19 protein-coding genes and 1 other annotated feature are annotated in these 17,111 nt (G+C 47.0%); of the genes, 2 read left to right on the forward strand and 17 right to left on the reverse strand.

All coding sequences use genetic code 11. The features are described 5' to 3' along the window. Positions 1-102 precede the first annotated feature (102 nt). From nadA to nadB, 3 genes are read right to left on the reverse strand one after another with little or no spacing between them, the layout of a single operon-like run. Positions 103-1,209: a quinolinate synthase NadA gene (gene nadA, locus CN378_RS15280; protein ID WP_098353273.1), complete on the reverse strand. Its 1,107-nt coding sequence runs from the start codon at positions 1,207-1,209 to the stop codon at positions 103-105. Between the two features lie 2 nt (positions 1,210-1,211). Continuing rightward, positions 1,212-2,057 carry a carboxylating nicotinate-nucleotide diphosphorylase gene (gene nadC, locus CN378_RS15285; RefSeq protein WP_098353274.1) on the reverse strand — a complete coding sequence of 282 codons (846 nt, stop codon included), beginning with the start codon at positions 2,055-2,057 and terminating at the stop codon, positions 1,212-1,214. Next, entirely contained in the window at positions 2,026-3,615 is a 1,590-nt protein-coding gene (nadB, locus tag CN378_RS15290; RefSeq protein ID WP_098353276.1) for an L-aspartate oxidase, read from the reverse strand. Before nadB ends, nadC begins: the two co-directional genes overlap by 32 nt. 124 nt (positions 3,616-3,739) lie before the next feature. Between nadB and CN378_RS15295 the strand changes: the two genes are divergently transcribed. Together CN378_RS15295 and CN378_RS15300 are read left to right on the forward strand one after the other, a co-directional pair. Further along, positions 3,740-4,876 carry an IscS subfamily cysteine desulfurase gene (locus CN378_RS15295; protein ID WP_098353350.1) on the forward strand — a complete coding sequence of 379 codons (1,137 nt, stop codon included), beginning with the start codon at positions 3,740-3,742 and terminating at the stop codon, positions 4,874-4,876. Positions 4,877-4,934: 58 nt separating this feature from the next. After that, positions 4,935-5,471: a transcription repressor NadR gene (locus CN378_RS15300; protein WP_257141159.1), complete on the forward strand. Its 537-nt coding sequence runs from the start codon at positions 4,935-4,937 to the stop codon at positions 5,469-5,471. 54 nt (positions 5,472-5,525) lie between these two features. On the opposite strand, the gene pheA is transcribed toward CN378_RS15300, so the two are convergent. From pheA to mreC, 14 genes are all read right to left on the reverse strand, one after another. Further along, positions 5,526-6,377, reverse strand: a complete 852-nt coding sequence (gene pheA / locus CN378_RS15305; protein ID WP_483295089.1) for a prephenate dehydratase — start codon at positions 6,375-6,377, stop codon at positions 5,526-5,528. A gap of 533 nt (positions 6,378-6,910) precedes the next feature. Continuing rightward, positions 6,911-7,366 (reverse strand): ACT domain-containing protein, encoded by a 456-nt coding sequence (locus CN378_RS15315; protein ID WP_044339521.1) that lies wholly within the window; start codon positions 7,364-7,366, stop codon positions 6,911-6,913. A 135-nt stretch (positions 7,367-7,501) separates the two neighbouring features. Further along, positions 7,502-8,788, reverse strand: coding sequence for a GTPase ObgE (gene obgE / locus CN378_RS15320; RefSeq protein WP_098353282.1), 1,287 nt, complete (start codon positions 8,786-8,788; stop codon positions 7,502-7,504). Positions 8,789-8,820: 32 nt separating this feature from the next. Continuing rightward, positions 8,821-9,354, reverse strand: coding sequence for a Spo0B C-terminal domain-containing protein (locus CN378_RS15325; protein ID WP_098353284.1), 534 nt, complete (start codon positions 9,352-9,354; stop codon positions 8,821-8,823). A 178-nt stretch (positions 9,355-9,532) separates the two neighbouring features. Then, on the reverse strand, positions 9,533-9,823 hold the full coding sequence (gene rpmA / locus CN378_RS15330) for a 50S ribosomal protein L27 (RefSeq protein ID WP_044339518.1): 291 nt from the start codon (positions 9,821-9,823) through the stop codon (positions 9,533-9,535). A gap of 12 nt (positions 9,824-9,835) precedes the next feature. Further along, the gene (locus tag CN378_RS15335; protein ID WP_098353286.1) at positions 9,836-10,171 is read right to left on the reverse strand and encodes a ribosomal-processing cysteine protease Prp; all 336 of its coding nucleotides are present in this window, start codon (positions 10,169-10,171) and stop codon (positions 9,836-9,838) included. Positions 10,172-10,182: 11 nt separating this feature from the next. Continuing rightward, positions 10,183-10,491, reverse strand: coding sequence for a 50S ribosomal protein L21 (gene rplU / locus CN378_RS15340; RefSeq protein ID WP_034757222.1), 309 nt, complete (start codon positions 10,489-10,491; stop codon positions 10,183-10,185). 12 nt (positions 10,492-10,503) lie between these two features. Further along, positions 10,504-10,582 (reverse strand) — a sequence feature (ribosomal protein L21 leader region). Positions 10,583-10,649: 67 nt separating this feature from the next. After that, positions 10,650-12,095, reverse strand: coding sequence for an Rne/Rng family ribonuclease (locus CN378_RS15345; protein ID WP_179884943.1), 1,446 nt, complete (start codon positions 12,093-12,095; stop codon positions 10,650-10,652). 96 nt (positions 12,096-12,191) lie between these two features. Beyond that, positions 12,192-13,058, reverse strand: coding sequence for a M50 family metallopeptidase (locus tag CN378_RS15350; RefSeq protein WP_179884944.1), 867 nt, complete (start codon positions 13,056-13,058; stop codon positions 12,192-12,194). Further along, positions 13,051-13,827 (reverse strand): M23 family metallopeptidase, encoded by a 777-nt coding sequence (locus CN378_RS15355; RefSeq protein ID WP_098353289.1) that lies wholly within the window; start codon positions 13,825-13,827, stop codon positions 13,051-13,053. The genes CN378_RS15350 and CN378_RS15355 overlap by 8 nt, the downstream gene beginning before the upstream one ends. Before the next feature lie 213 nt (positions 13,828-14,040). After that, on the reverse strand, positions 14,041-14,844 hold the full coding sequence (minD, locus tag CN378_RS15360; protein ID WP_098353291.1) for a septum site-determining protein MinD: 804 nt from the start codon (positions 14,842-14,844) through the stop codon (positions 14,041-14,043). A 1-nt stretch (position 14,845) separates the two neighbouring features. Further along, a complete protein-coding gene (minC, locus tag CN378_RS15365) occupies positions 14,846-15,526 on the reverse strand; it encodes a septum site-determining protein MinC (protein WP_098353293.1) in 681 nt (226 codons plus the stop codon). An 84-nt stretch (positions 15,527-15,610) separates the two neighbouring features. Beyond that, a complete protein-coding gene (mreD, locus tag CN378_RS15370; protein ID WP_098353295.1) occupies positions 15,611-16,132 on the reverse strand; it encodes a rod shape-determining protein MreD in 522 nt (173 codons plus the stop codon). After that, positions 16,129-17,007, reverse strand: coding sequence for a rod shape-determining protein MreC (gene mreC / locus CN378_RS15375; protein ID WP_098353297.1), 879 nt, complete (start codon positions 17,005-17,007; stop codon positions 16,129-16,131). The genes mreD and mreC overlap by 4 nt, the downstream gene beginning before the upstream one ends. Positions 17,008-17,111: the final 104 nt, after the last annotated feature.

Genomic DNA, 17,111 nt, shown 5'->3' on the forward strand with positions numbered 1-17,111 from the left:
CTAATCATCTACATAAAAACTTATGAGATAGCAAAAAAAAATATACCGTCTCCAGGATAGGGACGGTATATTTCAGCTTGTTCAACTAACTATTTATATGCATTAAGCGCGGACCAACATGCGATCTAAAGCGAAAATCGCATTTTTTGAGATCTCTTCATCCACTTTAATGATATTTTCAGGATTTCCTTCCACCATTTTCTCCAATGACCACAGGAGATGGGGCAAATCGATTCGATTCATCGTCAAGCAGGGACACATATAGGGGTTGAGGGAAACAATTTTCTTGTCCTGATGCTGGTTGATCAGCCTCTTCACAAGGTTCATTTCCGTCCCGATGGCAAAGGACGAACCCGGCGGAGATTGTTCGATCGTGTCGATAATATATTTTGTACTTCCATTCAGATCGGATTTCTCGACGACTTCACGTCGACATTCCGGGTGAACGATGATTTTCATTTCAGGATGATGGTTGCGGATGTCTTCGATATTTTTCTCTGTGAAATTTTCATGCACCGAGCAGTGACCTTTCCACAGGATCACTTTCACCCTTTCCACATCCCCCTCATAAATCAGTTCATTTCGGATGGGGTCCCAAACGGCCATTTCACTCAAGGGCACACCGAGATCGGCTGCTGTATTGCGTCCTAAATGCTGATCAGGAAGGAAAAGGATGCGTTGTTTCTCCCCCAAAGCCCACTCCACCATTTTATGGGCATTGGATGACGTCACCGTGGCTCCCCCATTTTTTCCGACAAAGCTTTTGATCGCCGCAGTCGAGTTCACATACGTAAGGGGGATGATACTGTCCCCGAAAACATCCTTAAGTGTCTTCCATGCTTTTTCCGTCTGATAAATGTCGGCCATATCCGCCATGGAACACCCTGCCCTCATGTCCGGCAAAATGACTGCCTGGTGATCGTCCGTTAAAATATCGGCCGTTTCAGCCATAAAATGAACACCACAAAACACAATATACTCCGCTTCTTTATTTTCGGCTGATAGTTGGGCAAGCTGCAGGGAATCCCCAACGGCATCAGCAAATTGGATCACTTCGTCCTTCTGATAATGATGCCCCGGGATAAAAAGCTTCTTTCCCATTTGGAGCTTGATTTCTTTCACTCTTCTTTCCATCTCTTCAATGGAAAGTCGCGTAATCGCTTCAGGCAAAACGCCCGTTTCCTTCGTTAATTCATCCAGTAACCCCATGTTCATACCCCTTTTCCTATCCGTACTCTTGCACTGATATCAAGTGATTTCACCGAATGTGTCAAGTATCCGAGGGAGATATAGTCCACCCCGGTCTCCGCATAAGCACCGAGCGTATCCCTGGTGATTCCTCCTGAAGCTTCCGTCACGATATGGGAAGGCACGAGGGGGATCCACTCCCGGATCGTCTCTGGTGTGCAGTTATCGAACATAATGACATCGGCACAGGCATCGACCGCTTCCATTAACTGCTCCTTTGTTTCGATTTCAACTTCCACTTTGACCATATGACCGATCCGACTTTTCACCTGCTTTACGGCCCCGGTGATCGAGCCGGCAAAGGAAATGTGATTATCCTTCAGCATGACGGCATCATACAGGCCATTCCTGTGATTGAACCCCCCGCCGGTCCTTACGGCATACTTCTCAAGCATCCTGAGCCCCGGCGTCGTTTTCCTCGTATCACAGAGCCTTACGCCGCTGCCCTTCACCTGCTCGACGGCCCGGTATGTTTCCGTTGCAATACCGCTCATGCGCTGAATCAGATTCAGCACCACCCGTTCAGCTTGAAGGAGATCCCCCATCGGACCCGTCATTTCAGCAACCTTTTGTCCTTCCTCCACCGATTCACCATCCTCCACGTACATTTGCACATGGATAGAAGGATCAAACAGGGAAAAACCGATTTCAATCACATCCTTACCGCAAAAAATACCGTTTTCTTTCATATGGAAGGAAAAGGACCCTTCATCGTTTTTACCGAATAAAATCTGGGACGATATATCACCGTCGCCAAGATCTTCCCGGTAAAATGCTTCAAGCATAGATTTTAATTTCATTTTGTTCATGGTATCCCACCCTCAATCGGCCTTCATTATTTTGTAAAATGATCTTTCGTTTAAACCACCCATCTTGATCTTCCCCGGGGTAATCCGCCCGGATATGCCCTCCCCTGCTTTCCGTCCGTAATAGAGCGGACTCTGAGACAAGCAGGCTGACGACCCACATGAAATAGGCATGAATCTCTTCACGTGAATTAAAATCAAGGTGTTCATGGAATGTCAGAGGCTGCTTCTTGAGCCAGTTCAGATGAGCAAGCAATCCGTTTTCCTCCCGGATGATCCCCACATGATTCATCATTCCTCTTTTCAACTCATCGGGTTGAAAGGGAATATGCAGCGACTCTCCCTCTACTAACTGATCAATCGGAGAATGAACCCGGGGGGAGTGTGTGACACCGCTCCGGATCAAATACTCACCGAGGCGGTCTCCGTACACCAATCCTTCCAGAAGTGAATTGCTTGCCAGGCGATTCGCACCGTGGATGCCGCTGCACGCAACCTCCCCGATGGCGTACAATCCCGGGATATTGGTCCGTCCTGCACGATCGGTCACGATTCCTCCCATCATAAAATGACATCCCGGAGAAACAGGGATCCTCCCTGCCTCGATGGAAATATGATGGGTTGAGCAAAGGGCGGAAATAGAAGGGAATTTCCGTTGAAAGTCTTCTATTCTACTAATATCCAGATACACGTCTTTTCCCTTTTGCCGTTCCTTATATATGCACTCAGCTACGATATGCCGGGGGGCAAGCTCCATAAGGGAATCGACGCCCTCCATGATCCTTTTTCCCTCATCGTTTAAAAGAAGGGCTCCCTCTCCCCTTACCGCTTCCGAAATAAGTCCACATGTTTTCCCCTCCGACCAAAGCAGCGTCGGATGAAACTGAATGAATTCCATATCTGAGAGCTTTGCCCCAGCTAGAAAGGCAAGGGCCATCCCGTCTCCCGTCACTGCCGGGTGATTGGATGTAAACGGATATAACCCGCCGATCCCGCCTGTGGCGAGAACAATGTGGGGAGCATAGTAATAGCGGATCGCCTCATCTTTATCCTTCGTTTTCACCCCGCAGCAATGCCCCCTGTCATCCTTGACAAGCTCATACACCATTTGTCCTTCAACGAATTCGACCTTCTTACCCGATAGGCCCTTCAATAAATGCTTCACTAAATATTTCCCCGTCTGATCTCCACCGCTGTGGAGGATACGGTGTTCACTGTGTGCCCCCTCCATCCCGAGAGCAAGGCTTCCATCCCTATTTCGATCGAAAGGTGCCCCATCATCCACCATGGATTCAACGATCCTCTTTCCATCGACTATGAGTTCCTTCACACTCTCTTCTTCCTGGTGATAGCAGCCTGCTTCCAATGTATCTTTCAAATGGGCACGGACGGAATCCTTCAGTCCCAAAGGTGCCGCGATACCGCCTTGGGCAAGGAACGAGTTGCCGCTTTCGATTTCATCCTTTGTGATAATCATCACATAAAAATGATCTTGAAGCCGCCGTGCCAATTGCAGTGCGGCAATGCCACTTCCAACAATGATAATATCGGCTTTTTTCATTAAAAACCCTCCTGATTATTTACAGGTGTCTTGACACATATGTTTACACATATTTAAACTAATGACAAGAGTTTTTTACAAGACTCATATATTCAGACAATTCCCATTAAAGGCAGGTTACATGATGAACTATTTTGATTACGCTGCGACAACCCCTGTTGACCCTGAAAGTTTACAGATCTTCCGGACCGTGAGCGAGGAGTTCTGGGGTAATCCGAGCAGTCTTCACGATATCGGGGGAAAAGCACAGCATCTCCTTTCGAAATGCAGGGAAAAACTAAGCACCATGCTCGGTGTTCCGGCGAAGGGGATCTACTTCACTTCCGGAGGGACGGAAGGGAACCATTTGGCCCTCGTCACGCTGGCTACAAGCAGACGGACGAAAGGGAAGCACATCATCATCGGGGGAGCGGAGCATTCTTCCCTGCATTCCTCTGCAGGCTTCCTCCAGGATCTCGGCTTTTCAGTGACGAAGGTTCCTCTGAATTCTAAAGGGTTGATCGATCTGGAGCGATTAGAAGCATCCCTTTCCGACCAAACGACCGTCGTGAGCATCGGACACGTCAATGGTGAAATCGGAACGATACAGCCGCTCCATGCCATTAAAGATATGCTTTCAAACCGTGATGTGCTGCTTCACAGTGATATGGTTCAATCATTCGGGAAAATAGACATTACGGAATATGCTTCCATGGTCGACAGCTTCACCCTTTCCTCTCATAAGATCTACGGACCCAAGGGAGTCGGCGCCCTCTATATCCATCCAGGGCTTGACGTCTCCCCCATGATACCGGGACAGACCCATGAAGACGGATTCCGGGGAGGAACGGTGAATCTGCCCGGGATAGCAGGGTTTGTGACAGCTGCAGAAAAAAGTCTCCATTCCTTACGAACCTCCCATTACATGGAACTGCGGACACATTTTATATCACGGCTCGAAGAACGGCTGCAAGGGCAATACACCCTTTATGAAGCTCCCTCACATGCACAGCTGTCGCATGTCATCGGTCTTGGGATCCATGGCCTTGAGGGGCAGTGGCTCATGCTTGAATGCAACAGGCGGGGATTCTCTATTTCCACCGGCAGTGCATGCAGTGCAGGGTCACAGGACATGTCCAGGACACTTGGAAGTATGAGAGTCAGTTCGAGAGCCGGGAAAGAATTCATCCGGATTTCATTCGGAAGGGATACGGGGATGGATCAGGCAGGGGCATTGGCGGATACGCTCGCGGACATTCATGATGCTCATAAATACCCTTAACTTGAAGGGCCGGTTGTGGTATGATTTCCTATATCAATTCGGGACGGAGGCGATAACATTGACAGGAAAAAAAATCCTCGGGGATGAAAGAAGACAGTGGATCCTCGATAAGCTGATCACGAAGCAGGCACCGATCACAGGGGGAGAGTTCGCCAAGCAGACCAATGTCAGCCGGCAGGTGATCGTAAGTGACATTACCCTGCTGAAAGCAAAGGGTGAACCGATCATTGCGACGAGTCAGGGCTACCTGTATATGCCCCATTCCAATCAGGATAACATGGTGGAACGGACGGTTGCCTGCCAGCATTCACCTGACCGCTCCGAAGAAGAACTCTTCCTGCTGGTCGATCACGGGGTCACCGTCAAGGATGTCAAGATCGAACACGGCGTTTACGGAGACCTGACGGCTTCGATTATGGTGTCCAACCGTAAGGAAGTGGAGCAATTTATGAAGAAGATTGAAGAAACCGGGGCCTCTTTTCTTTCGGAATTAACCGACGGTGTTCATTTACATACCCTGATGGCGAATAGTGAGCAAGCCCTGGAGACAGCAGAAAAAGCCCTTCAGGATGCAGGGTTCCTGATTCAGGCTTGATACGAATAGAAATGAAAAGGCAGATTCCGACTTCGGAATCTGCCTTTTCACTGTTCAAGTATCCAATAAATAAGAAGAATAAGTCCCAATCATTTTCACCTTGCATCCGAGGGCTTCCATTTCACTGATCGCCCCGGGAAGAAGGACATCATCCATACCATGAGCGACATCGATCAAAAAGAAATAATCACCGAGCCCTGTTTTCAGCGGTCTTGATTCGATTTTGCTCAAGTTCAATTGTCTCCAGGCAAAGGTCGATAATACCTGATGGAGCGCTCCCGATCGATCTTTCGGGAGAGTCACCATCAAGGTCGTCTTCTCCCTGCTTTTTTCCTGGGAAAGGGATAATGGATCCGCGGATTTATGTAAGACGATGAATCTTGTATGGTTATAGGCAAAGTCATGGATGTTCTCATGCAGGATGTTCAACCCGTATTTTTCTGCTGCGAGCTCGTTTCCGATCGCCCCGAGGAACGAGTCCGGATTCTCACTCACGAATTTGGCCGCTGCAGCCGTACTCGTCGTCTGTTCCAGGGGAACCCCCCGAAACTGTTTATGTAAAAATTTATGACACTGCGCCAATGCGTGGGAATGGGAAAGGACCTTCTCGATTGACTCCTCACTCTCCCCCCACTCCGGATGGATCATTAAATGCTGCTGAATGGCAGACGTCAATTCAGCTACGATCGCCAAATCCGCTTCATGAAACAAATAATCCACCGTTATATGTACCGAGCCTTCCAGGGCATTTTCCAAAGGTACGACGGCATAATCCACTTCATTCTCGATCACCGCTTCGATGCAATCGGGAATCGTCACATATGATACGGTTTCCTCTTCCGGAAATGCCTTCTTGACCGCTAAATCCGTAAAGGAAGCCTCTGGTCCTAAATATGCAATCTTCACTCTGATCTTCCTCTCGCTCACTAGAAATTTATTGAACATTCTAACACGTATAGAATAAAAGGGGAAGGTTTTCTTATAAAAAGCTCTATTCGCAAAGATTGGTGTTTTAAAAATCAGTATTTAACAAGGCTCTGTACTACAGCTTCTATACTAAAAGGAATTTATGGAGGTTTAAACGTCTAGATAATTATATAAGTCAATTTAAGAAACTCATGCTTGGAAAGTTGATTGGAGCGGAAGGTGCTCGACTCCTGCGGGAATAGCGGGAAAGCACGAAAAGCGCAGGCGGCTTGGACAGCCCCGACAAGCATAAGATGAATGGGCTTAAGAAGGCGCTATTTGCCTTCTTAGACCGTTTAGCTTATGACCTCGAGGGGCTAGCCGCCGGAGCTAGACAGTTGAGACCCCGCAGGGCAAAGCACGAGGAGGCTCAACTCACGCCCCGCGGAAAGCGAGCACTTGGAGCGGAAATCAACCAGCACTTTCCCTTTAAAACAACAAAGTTTAGGAAAACAGCCTATAAAAAAGAAGCGTCAGGCTCCTGAACCCAACACTTCTACCTTCTCCACAAATTCCAGTCTCCTGAGCTTTGAGAGCAAATCTTCCAATCCGATCGTGAGGTCTGTCACATTTAACGAAAGGGTCACATTCGCCCTTCCCTGTAACGGGATCGTCTGATGGATCGTTAATATATTACAACCATGCTTAGCTGTTTCACTTAATAGATGAGACAATGTCCCTGACCGGTCCTCCAAATGAAAGAACAGCGTGATGATCCGTTCCTTCACCACGGTGTGGAAAGGAAACACTGTATCACGGTACTTGTAAAAGGCGCTTCGGCTCAAATCGACGCGGTGGACCGCTTCCCATACTGAATCCGCCTTGCCCCTTTCAATCAATTCTTTTGCATCCAGGGTTTTCTTCATCGCTTCCGGCAGCACGTCTTCACGTACCAAGTAAAACTTGCCTTCTTGAAATTTTTTCCCCAATGACTATTCCTCCAATTATCTAGCTGTAGAGGTCAGAGGCAGCATGCCCCTTTAAAAACCGCTTTCGCTTTCTATTGTAGAGCAGGCAGCGGCAGCCGCCACCTGCCATCTGTCTGAAATAGGTGAAGGATGAACTTAATCTACAAATTCGAACTCGTATTTTATTAAGCGGATCGTATCGCCATTTTTGGCACCACGTTCACGAAGGGCATCATCAACACCATACGAACGAAGTTGTCTCGCGAAACGTCTTGCCGAGTCTTCACGGGAGAAGTCCGTCATTTTGAACAAGCGTTCAATTTTCGCACCTCCGACCACGAATGTCCCATCAGGATCACGGGTGATCTCGAATTCTCTTTCTTCCTCTTCATGCTTGTAAAGAACGCGGTGAATGCCCGTCTCTTCTTCTTCATGGATCGGGAATTCAGCTGTGGTTTCCACTTTATCCGCTACGGCATACAACAGCTCAGAGAGACCTTGTCGAGTAACTGCTGAAATCGGGAACACAGGATAATCTTCCTGAAGTTTCTCTTTGAAGATCTTCAGATTCTCTTCCGAATCCGGCATGTCCATTTTATTCGCAACGATAATTTGAGGACGCTCGGTTAAACGAAGATTGTACTGCTTAAGCTCTTCATTGATCGTCAGGTAATCCTCGTACGGATCTCTTCCTTCCATCCCGCTCATATCAATGACATGCACGATGACGCGCGTACGTTCAATATGACGGAGGAATTGATGTCCGAGCCCGACACCTTCATGGGCCCCTTCAATGAGTCCCGGCAGGTCGGCCATGACGAAGCTTCTTCCGTCTCCCGTTTCCACCATACCGAGATTCGGAACGATCGTGGTGAAATGGTACGAAGCGATCTTAGGCTTCGCTGCTGAAACAACGGAAAGCAGTGTGGATTTCCCGACGCTTGGGAATCCGACCAATCCTACATCAGCAAGAAGCTTCAGTTCCATGACGATATAGCGCTCTTGACCCGGCTCACCCTTCTCAGAAAGCTCAGGTGCAGGGTTGGCAGGGGTTGCGAATCGGGAATTCCCTCTTCCGCCGCGTCCGCCTTTCGTGATCACGGCACGCTGGCCATGCTGCACAAGGTCGGCAATCGTTTCACCCGTATCGTCATCCTTTACGACGGTACCCGGCGGAACCTTGACAACCATGTCCTCCGCATTTCGTCCATGCTGATTCTTACTCATCCCGTGCTCTCCACGAGGGGCCTTGAAATGACGCTGATAGCGGAAATCCATCAGGGTCCTTAACCCTTCATCCACTTCGAAAATAACGTCAGCACCGTGACCGCCATCTCCTCCTGCGGGACCACCTTTCGGTACATATTTCTCACGACGGAAGGCGACCATACCGTTACCGCCGTCACCGCCCTTTGTATAAACCTTGACCTGATCTATAAACATACTTTCACTCCTAACTTATCCGTGCAGTCGTCCTATGAAACGACTACATGAACGACAAGAACCTCTTCTTGAAGTTGTTCTATTTCTATATTTTGTCCGTTTGATCGCTGATTTTCAATCCAGTCTTCAACCTTGCTTGTACTCTTTAGTATACCAGTGAAATCAAATATAAAACGGGATTGTTCTTTTGTAATGTCCAGTAAGATGGATAGTTGATTTTCTACATTGTTCATTACATTTGATTCAAGGAATGCAAGGAACTCCTTGCACCAGTTATAAAGCCTCATATCTTCAAGCCCGTGTGAGGACTCACATTGAAGGACTTCAAAATCCAGCTTAATCAAATGTCTTGACCAATTATATGTTAATATCCATTCTGCCAATAATGGAAGCTTTACATTCGAAAGCTTTGACTCATTTTGTGCAACAAGCACCATTTCCTCGATCACCTGCTTGGCACGCTCCACGCGGTCAAGATCCAGGTTCCCTTTAATTAATTGCAGATCGTTCATCCAGTCGTGGCGGGCATGCCTCAACGCCTCGACTACACCCCAATTTTCGCTCATAATCTAACTCCTATACATTAAGTGCTACCTGTAAGTATATCAAAGATGGGAGCGGTGCGTATATCGTTTCTGTGAAATTGGTGTATGTGAATGAAATTCGAATAAGAATTTTCATGACCTTTGATAAAAATAAAACTCTAACCGAAAGTCGGTTAGAGTTTTCGTTAAAGATATGCGATTAAGCTTCATTCGCAACTGGGTATACGCTCACTTTTTTCTTGTCACGACCCATGCGTTCAAAACGAACAACACCGTCGGTTTTAGCGAAAAGTGTATCGTCGCCGCCACGGCCGACGTTTAGGCCTGGATAAATTTTCGTACCGCGTTGACGGTAAAGAATGGATCCACCAGTAACCATTTGACCGTCTGCACGCTTAGCACCAAGACGCTTTGAGATAGAGTCACGACCATTCTTAGTCGAACCTACTCCTTTTTTGGATGCAAAAAACTGAAGGTCTAATCTTAACATCTGTTCCACCTCCTACTTTTTGAAGGTTATTTTAATAAAATCACTATAGTCTCTTTCAATCGTTTGGAGGCTGATAAGCATGCCGTCAAGCAGCAGCTGAATCTTGTTCCCCGTTTCTTCCGGAAGGTCATCAGGGATGACGCAGCGAAGATATCCACCATCAGCGGATTGCTCGATGGCAGGTTCCACACCCGTTAACGCCATGATGGCATTAATACTGCCGAATGAAACAGCAGAAGCACCTGCACAAACAATGTCTTGCCCATTATCGGCAAAATCGGCATGTCCATCCATGGAGAAAGAACGGATCCTTTTCCCGGAGGAACGCTCTACGTAAACGTTAATCATGCTATCACGCCTTACGCGTTGATTTCGTCAATGACAACTTTAGTGTACGGTTGACGGTGACCTTGCTTACGACGGTAGTTCTTTTTCGCTTTGTATTTGAATACTACAAGCTTTTTCGCGCGGCCTTGTTTTTCAACTTTCGCTGTTACAGTAGCTCCATCCACTAAAGGACTTCCTACTTTCACATCGTCACCACCAACGAATAGAACTTTGTCAAAAGTTACCGTATCGCCTTGCTCTGCGTTTAGCTTTTCGATGTAGATCGCTTGACCAGCTTCTACACGGATTTGCTTACCACCTGTTTCGATAATTGCGTACATAATCGCACCTCCTTATAAACTCAGACTCGCCAATGACAGGTGTTGGATCGCTCCACACTTTTGTACCTGTAATGAGCGGTTGTAGCACGGGTGCTACAATCAATAACATTAGAATCCTACCATATAATTTAATGCACTGTCAATAACATTCATGAAATTCATATAATCTTCGTGATACGGTAAAAGGGATGAACGTGGGAGATTTCCTGTATGCTGATTTTTTTATTCAATACTTTTTGGAGCCGCTCCAGGTGTATATTCTGCCTTCCTGCAAACACACCGCGCACGTCCGGGGTCGCTTCCACCTCGATGTGCGACCCGTCCATCCCCTCACATTCCCACAGCTCCCGTTCGAGCTGGAAAGCCATCGTTTCCGGACTCATCTCCATCCCTGTACCATGACATACCGAGCACGGCCGTGTCAGGGATGCTGCGAGGGGCTGACGTGTCCTCTTCCGTGTCAATTCGAGGATCCCTAGTTTCGTGAACCCCACGATGGTCGTGCGCTGCCGGTCGGTGACCAGTGCGTCTGAAAAGACATCCAGCACTTCCTGTTGGTGGCTTTCTTTCTTCATATCGATGAAATCGATCAGGATCATCCCGCTCAGATTACGGAGCGGCAGCTGTCTCGCCATTTCCCTTGCCGCGAGCTTATTCGTCTCCAGGATGGTCTGCTCTAAGTCTTCTTTTCCAGTGAACTTTCCGGAATTGACATCCACCACCGTCATCGCTTCCGTCTGATCGATGACAAGAAAGGCCCCGCTTGGAAGCCACACCTTCGTTTTCAATGCCTCTTCCCACGCTGAGAAGACGCCATGATATTTAAAAATGTTTTCATGACCCTGATACAGTTCAACATTCCACTTTTCCCGGAGACCGGACCCGCTCATTTCCTCCACCTGAAGAAGGGTCTCATAATCATCGAAGACAATCGTCCCTCCCCCACCTTTTTTCAGATGCTCATGGAGATCCTCATAAAAGCTGTCCTGCCGGGATAAGAGGGACGGACACCCCGCTTTCAGTGACACCCTCTCGAGACCCTCATAGCGGGAACGAAGAGCGATCAACTCCTCTTCCAGCACCGCTTCCTTCACCCCGGACGCATGGGTGCGCATCACGATTCCTTCTTCCGGCCGTTTCCATTCTTTCCCCAAACGCCGTAAGACCTTTCGATTTTCTTCATCCACTTTCTTCGAGACCGCCACATAGTAGCCATACGGCATGTATACCATATGTTCGCCCTTCAGCTCGATGACCGCCGTCAACCTGGCACCCTTCGTCCCCATCTCATCCTTGATGACCTGAACGAGGATTTTTTGTCCTTCATGCACGCATTTCCCGATGGGGGTCGGATTGCCCCCCGTATGATACGCTTCCACATTTTGCGGAAAGTCCTTTTCATGGAGATATCCATTCTTGCCTTGACCAAAGTCAATGAACGCCGCACCCAGTCCCTTTTGGACCTTGATGACTCTCCCAAGGTAAACATTCCCTGTTAGACTTTCATCTCCAGGCTGATATGTAAATAAACCGATGATTTCATTATGTGAACGGTAGACCCACCGTTTTTCCCTGCCCTTACCATGAACAATGATTTCTTCCACCACGAAAAACCCCTTTTCTACCAAAAAAGTCACAAGAAAAAAGGGTTGAACTCAACCCTCAGCATGTTTTTACTTTATACAGTTCTTCTTCATTCGTCAATAAAGGTAAAGCAGATCCTTCGTTTTGGCCGATGTCATCTTTTCCGCGAAGAAGGCGTGGAGAAGTTCGTTTTCATCAAGCTTGCCCACCTCGACCCCCTTGTCAAACACGACCAGCGGATGCTTGACTCCGCGTTGAAATCTCTCCACTACGGTAATGATGGAGTCTTCGCTTTCAATCGGTAACGGACGTAGTTGGACGAACTGATGACTCTTCCCGTAATAGCGCTCTAATAAAAACTTCATGAAGGCATAACGCCTCTGTTTCCAGTCCACCCATAGGGAGAAATACAGGAACGACAGGACGATCCACAAATTCAGATGCAGGGGAGCCGTCACAAGAACAACCATGTGAAACAGCAATAATAAACCAAATGAAAAGAGGAGCGTGTATTTATACGCTCTCAAATAATTAAACTTCGTGGCAAGCAGCAAAGAAACCATTTTCCCCCCGTCAAGTGGCCAAATGGGAAGGAGGTTAAACAATAACACCATCATATTCAATTGAAAAAAAAGCGAAAACGAATCCTGACTGATTGCACCGAGGGAGAGGAGCCCCCATCCCAGGGCAACGAGCCAGATGTGCTGGAGCGGCCCTGCCGCCACCACCCAGAACTCCTCCTTCAATGACCGATTGCCGTGTTCATCCATTTCCGCAACCCCGCCAAAAGGTAACAGGGCGATCTTCTTTACCCTCCAGGAAAAGGATTGCGCCATCATCCCGTGGCCCAATTCATGGATCGTAATGATGACGAGCAGCAGGATCAGTTCAAAAAAGTGGGCCGTCATGATGGCGATCCCGATCACAAGCCAAAGCAAGGGATGGACGTAAAACTTCTTCATAAGAGAAATGATATTAGTCAAATGACATCACCTGTATCGGGTCGATGAATTCATCACCCATTTTAATAGCGAAATAAAACTCACCAGTCGCTTCATCCTGACTGCTGGATGAAACCTTCCCCACGAGGGAGCCCTTTCCGATTGATTCATACTGCTTCACCTCAATCGATTCCAGATTGCCGTACCAGGATTCCGATTGATCCGCATGCTGAATGACGACGGTATTGCCGAGCCCCTCCTTCTTACCTGCAAAAATGATCAACCCTCCCTTCATAGCCGTCACATCCTCCCCGAGGACAGTCTGAACCATGATACCCTGCCCATTGGTCTTGAAATTCTCAACGACCTTCCCTGAAGCAGGCCGGGCATATTCAGCACTTTGTGTGGAAGCCGACTCCTTGTCCTTGTTACTTGCAGGCAATAAGGCCAAAGGTTTTCCGAACTGATCTTCATACCAGGTGGAAATCGCGGCGAACTGGAACTCTGTATCCATCGTCTTCATGACAACGGACTTGGCATCATCGAATGCAGGCGACGGACTTTTAAACATGATCGCCGTCACCAATACCATGATCCCGGCCCCGAGAACCTTCAGCATAAAGGTTTCTTTCTTAAAAAGGGGATGGACGCCCTCGGGCGGTGGCCCGCCTTCAAAGCTACTCTGACGCTCCATTCCATAGCGCTCCTCATCCGTCGGAAGAAAGTATGAAGCATTCTGCGTCGGTCCGGAACTTCCCATTTTCTTTCTTTTTGCGATTCGCTTACGTATTTCATCCGCTCGATTCCCCATGTACACCATTCCTTTTTATAAGGTATTGTTTCATAACCAATGATTGGCCGGGTTCTATTCCTGCTGATGGGCAAACGGGTGTCAGATCCATACCAAGATTCCATTACACATGATTTGCTACAATGTATGACTTGTCCCGTGGAAATATTCATGGAGAATATAAAAAAGTCCCGGCATGACGCATGATGCGTACTGCCGGGACAGGGATGAACGTTAGGCTTTCACACCGAATAACTTTTTGATTTTCATAAAGACTCCGGTTCTTTCTTCTTCCAGTGATTGAAGGGGTACTGATTCACCCAGGATCCGTCTCGCAATATTCCGGTAAGAAATAGAAGCTTTACTGGATGGATCCAGTGCGATCGGCTCTCCTTTATTGGACGATTTGATCACATTTTCGTCATCGGCGACGATTCCAAGAAGATCGATGGAAAGATGCGTTGTGATTTCATCCACATCCAGCATCTCACCGTTTTTCATCATATGATTCCGGATACGGTTGATCACCAGTTTCGGCGGCTCGATATTTTCCTTCTCCAGAAGACCGATGATCCGGTCCGCATCCCGTACAGCCGAAATTTCGGGAGTGGTGACGACAATGGCGCGATCGGCGCCTGCTACCGCATTCTTATATCCCTGCTCGATCCCCGCAGGACAATCGATAATGATATAATCATAGTCTTGCTTTAAGTCCGAAACCAGCTTTTTCATCTGTTCAGGATTCACAGCGGATTTATCACTCGTCTGTGCAGCCGGAAGTAAAAAGAGCTTGTCTTCGAAACGCTTGTCTTTCACGAGGGCCTGATGAATTTTACATCTGCCCTCTACCACGTCCACCAGGTCATAAATGATCCGGTTTTCAAGTCCCATCACCACGTCCAGATTTCTGAGACCGATATCGGTATCAATCAAACAAACCTTTTTGCCTTGTAGAGCTAATGCTGTACCAACATTGGCAGAAGTAGTCGTCTTTCCCACTCCACCTTTACCTGAAGTAACAACTATGGCTTCACCCACATTAGCTTCCTCCTTTAAAACTAGTAATATTTGGTCTAAGATGCTTCAAAACTTGTAATCGGTCGACAACGATCTGCCCGCTTTCATCCACATACGCACATTCCATTTCGCGGTCATCCTCTTCCTCCACCCGATCAGGTGCCCGGTTCAGGGAATCCGCGATCCGGAGCTGTGACGGGACCATTTTCGATGCCACGATGACCGACTTTTGATTTCCATTGCAGCCGGCATGGGCTATCCCTTTTAATGAACCTAATATGTAAATATTCCCTCCAGCGAGGATCTTTCCCCCGGGATTGACATCCCCGACCACGAGGATGTCGCCTGGTACTTCCACGACCTGCCCGGAACGGATGACCCCTGTGAGGGTTTCGATATTTCGTTCATCTATGAGTTTCTCTGCGTCATTCTTTGTTATGACATTACTCCATACTTCGTTTACCACTAAATTGCGTTTCTGCCTTACAATATCTTTCAACTCTTCCACTTGATCTTCCGCTAAATAACGATTGCCCGTTTGAATATTGACCGTTAAGAGAGGGGTCCCCTCCGTTTCACGGTAATGGGCAGACAGTTTATCGTCCAATTCCTTCTTTAACTCGTGAAACGAGCATTGATCATTGAGATGAAGAGTCAGTCCTTCTTTTGTTCCTTTTATCATCACATTTGGCTTCTTATTCATGTCGCAATTTTTCACCTCAGTCGTCTATAAATTCGACATAAGCAGTGTCATTTCCTCTTTTTATGAAAAAATTACTAATCGAATTTATTCATCCAACCACTCTTTCCGTTTCTTCAGAAGATAGTTTCTCATTGGAAATGCCAAAATAATATAAAACAGGACATTCAGGACCAATGTCGGCCATAAACGCCAGTCCACAAACTGCATGAACGTCAGATCTGTCCTTTTGATGATCCGGTTGATCTGATAGACAAAGTACTCTAAAACAGAAATATTCACCATGGAGATGATCCCCAGCACAAAGAGGTTATTATGTAACACTTTCATCATTTGATGGGATAAAAAGATGACAAACGGGAATAACACCAGATAAATACCATTGATTTCAGTGTAATAAATATCAAACAGGAAGCCAAAGATGAATCCGTAAATTAGTGCGGTACGGTACTGATAGTATGCACAAATAAAGAAGAGGACAATGATCAGGAAATGTGGAACAATGATTTTCTGATCAAACCACTCTTCACTCGGAAAAAGATGTACGAATAAGCTCTCGGCGTAGTAGAAAAGAACGGTCATAAAAGGAAGGAGGAGCCTGCTGATCATTGCTCTTCCTCCTCAACCGCATCTTTTTCCGTCACACCTTGAATCTCTCGATCGATGACCATGACGTGCTCTAAATGATAAAAATCAGCAGCCGGCTTCACATAAGCCGTTTGCGTCAACCCATACTGGTCGGGTTTGACTTCATTCACTTCACCGATGATCAATCCTTTCGGGAAGACGCCGCCGAGGCCAGATGTCATCACTTTCGAGCCTTTTTCCACCTTCATATCGTTCGAAATCCGCTTCACTAAGATTTCCTCTTCTTTACTGTCGTACCCTTCGATCCATCCGTTAATATCCTGATTTTTGCTTTGAATGACAGTGGAAATCCGGTTTTTCGTATTATTGGTTGAAATCAATTCAACCGTAGAAGAAAATTTATTGACGCTTTTGATCTTTCCGATCAATCCTGTAGAGGAAATGACGGCCATATCGGATTGAATGCCGTTCACCTCTCCCTTATCAATGGTGATGAGCTCCTGCCATTGGTCTGGATTTCTTGCAATGACCGTGGCCTGGATCGTATCATATGAGCGGAGATTTTCCTTGATATCAAGGACTGAACGTAATTCATCATTATCCTGCTTAAGGTCTTTCACTTGTGTTTCGAGCTTGATCAACTCGTCTAAACGCGTTTTCAGCTTTTCGTTTTCTGTGTATGTATTTTGAAGATCTTGAACGTTATCAACAACTCCGGCTACATAATTGACAGGTTTTGAAACCAATGATTGTCCGAATCCTACCATATCTTTCACAAACTGCTCAGGCCAGCTGATGCTATCCCGGTCCCGCAAAGAAAATCCGATTAATCCCACCAGGACAATGACACTGACGAGCAGAATGATCAAACGTTTATTCAGGAAGAATTGTGGCATGATGTACACCTCAACCTTTTCTCATTCTAGTAAATACTATATCAAAAATCGGTTATTTTTGATATCATTCGTCAAAATATTCATGGTTCTCCGAAAAAAGATGG

This window comes from Bacillus sp. AFS015802 (assembly GCF_002561455.1).
In the GTDB taxonomy this organism is placed as follows: Bacteria; Bacillota; Bacilli; order Bacillales; family Bacillaceae_B; genus Rossellomorea.

Bases quoted from the DNA above. Each gene is read 5' to 3' on its own strand.
- CN378_RS15335 (WP_098353286.1), bottom strand. From the start codon at position 10,171: ATGATTAACGTTTACGTAGAGCGTTCCTCCGGGAAAAGGATCCGTTCT.
- mreC (WP_098353297.1), bottom strand. From the start codon at position 17,007: ATGCCACAATTCTTCCTGAATAAACGTTTGATCATTCTGCTCGTCAGT.
- minC (WP_098353293.1), bottom strand. From the start codon at position 15,526: ATGAATAAGAAGCCAAATGTGATGATAAAAGGAACAAAAGAAGGACTG.
- CN378_RS15355 (WP_098353289.1), bottom strand. From the start codon at position 13,827: ATGGGGAATCGAGCGGATGAAATACGTAAGCGAATCGCAAAAAGAAAG.
- CN378_RS15295 (WP_098353350.1), top strand. From the start codon at position 3,740: ATGAACTATTTTGATTACGCTGCGACAACCCCTGTTGACCCTGAAAGT.
- obgE (WP_098353282.1), bottom strand. From the start codon at position 8,788: ATGTTTATAGATCAGGTCAAGGTTTATACAAAGGGCGGTGACGGCGGT.
- nadB (WP_098353276.1), bottom strand. From the start codon at position 3,615: ATGAAAAAAGCCGATATTATCATTGTTGGAAGTGGCATTGCCGCACTG.
- rplU (WP_034757222.1), bottom strand. From the start codon at position 10,491: ATGTACGCAATTATCGAAACAGGTGGTAAGCAAATCCGTGTAGAAGCT.
- nadC (WP_098353274.1), bottom strand. From the start codon at position 2,057: ATGAACAAAATGAAATTAAAATCTATGCTTGAAGCATTTTACCGGGAA.
- rpmA (WP_044339518.1), bottom strand. From the start codon at position 9,823: ATGTTAAGATTAGACCTTCAGTTTTTTGCATCCAAAAAAGGAGTAGGT.
- CN378_RS15325 (WP_098353284.1), bottom strand. From the start codon at position 9,354: ATGAGCGAAAATTGGGGTGTAGTCGAGGCGTTGAGGCATGCCCGCCAC.
- mreD (WP_098353295.1), bottom strand. From the start codon at position 16,132: ATGATCAGCAGGCTCCTCCTTCCTTTTATGACCGTTCTTTTCTACTAC.
- nadA (WP_098353273.1), bottom strand. From the start codon at position 1,209: ATGGGGTTACTGGATGAATTAACGAAGGAAACGGGCGTTTTGCCTGAA.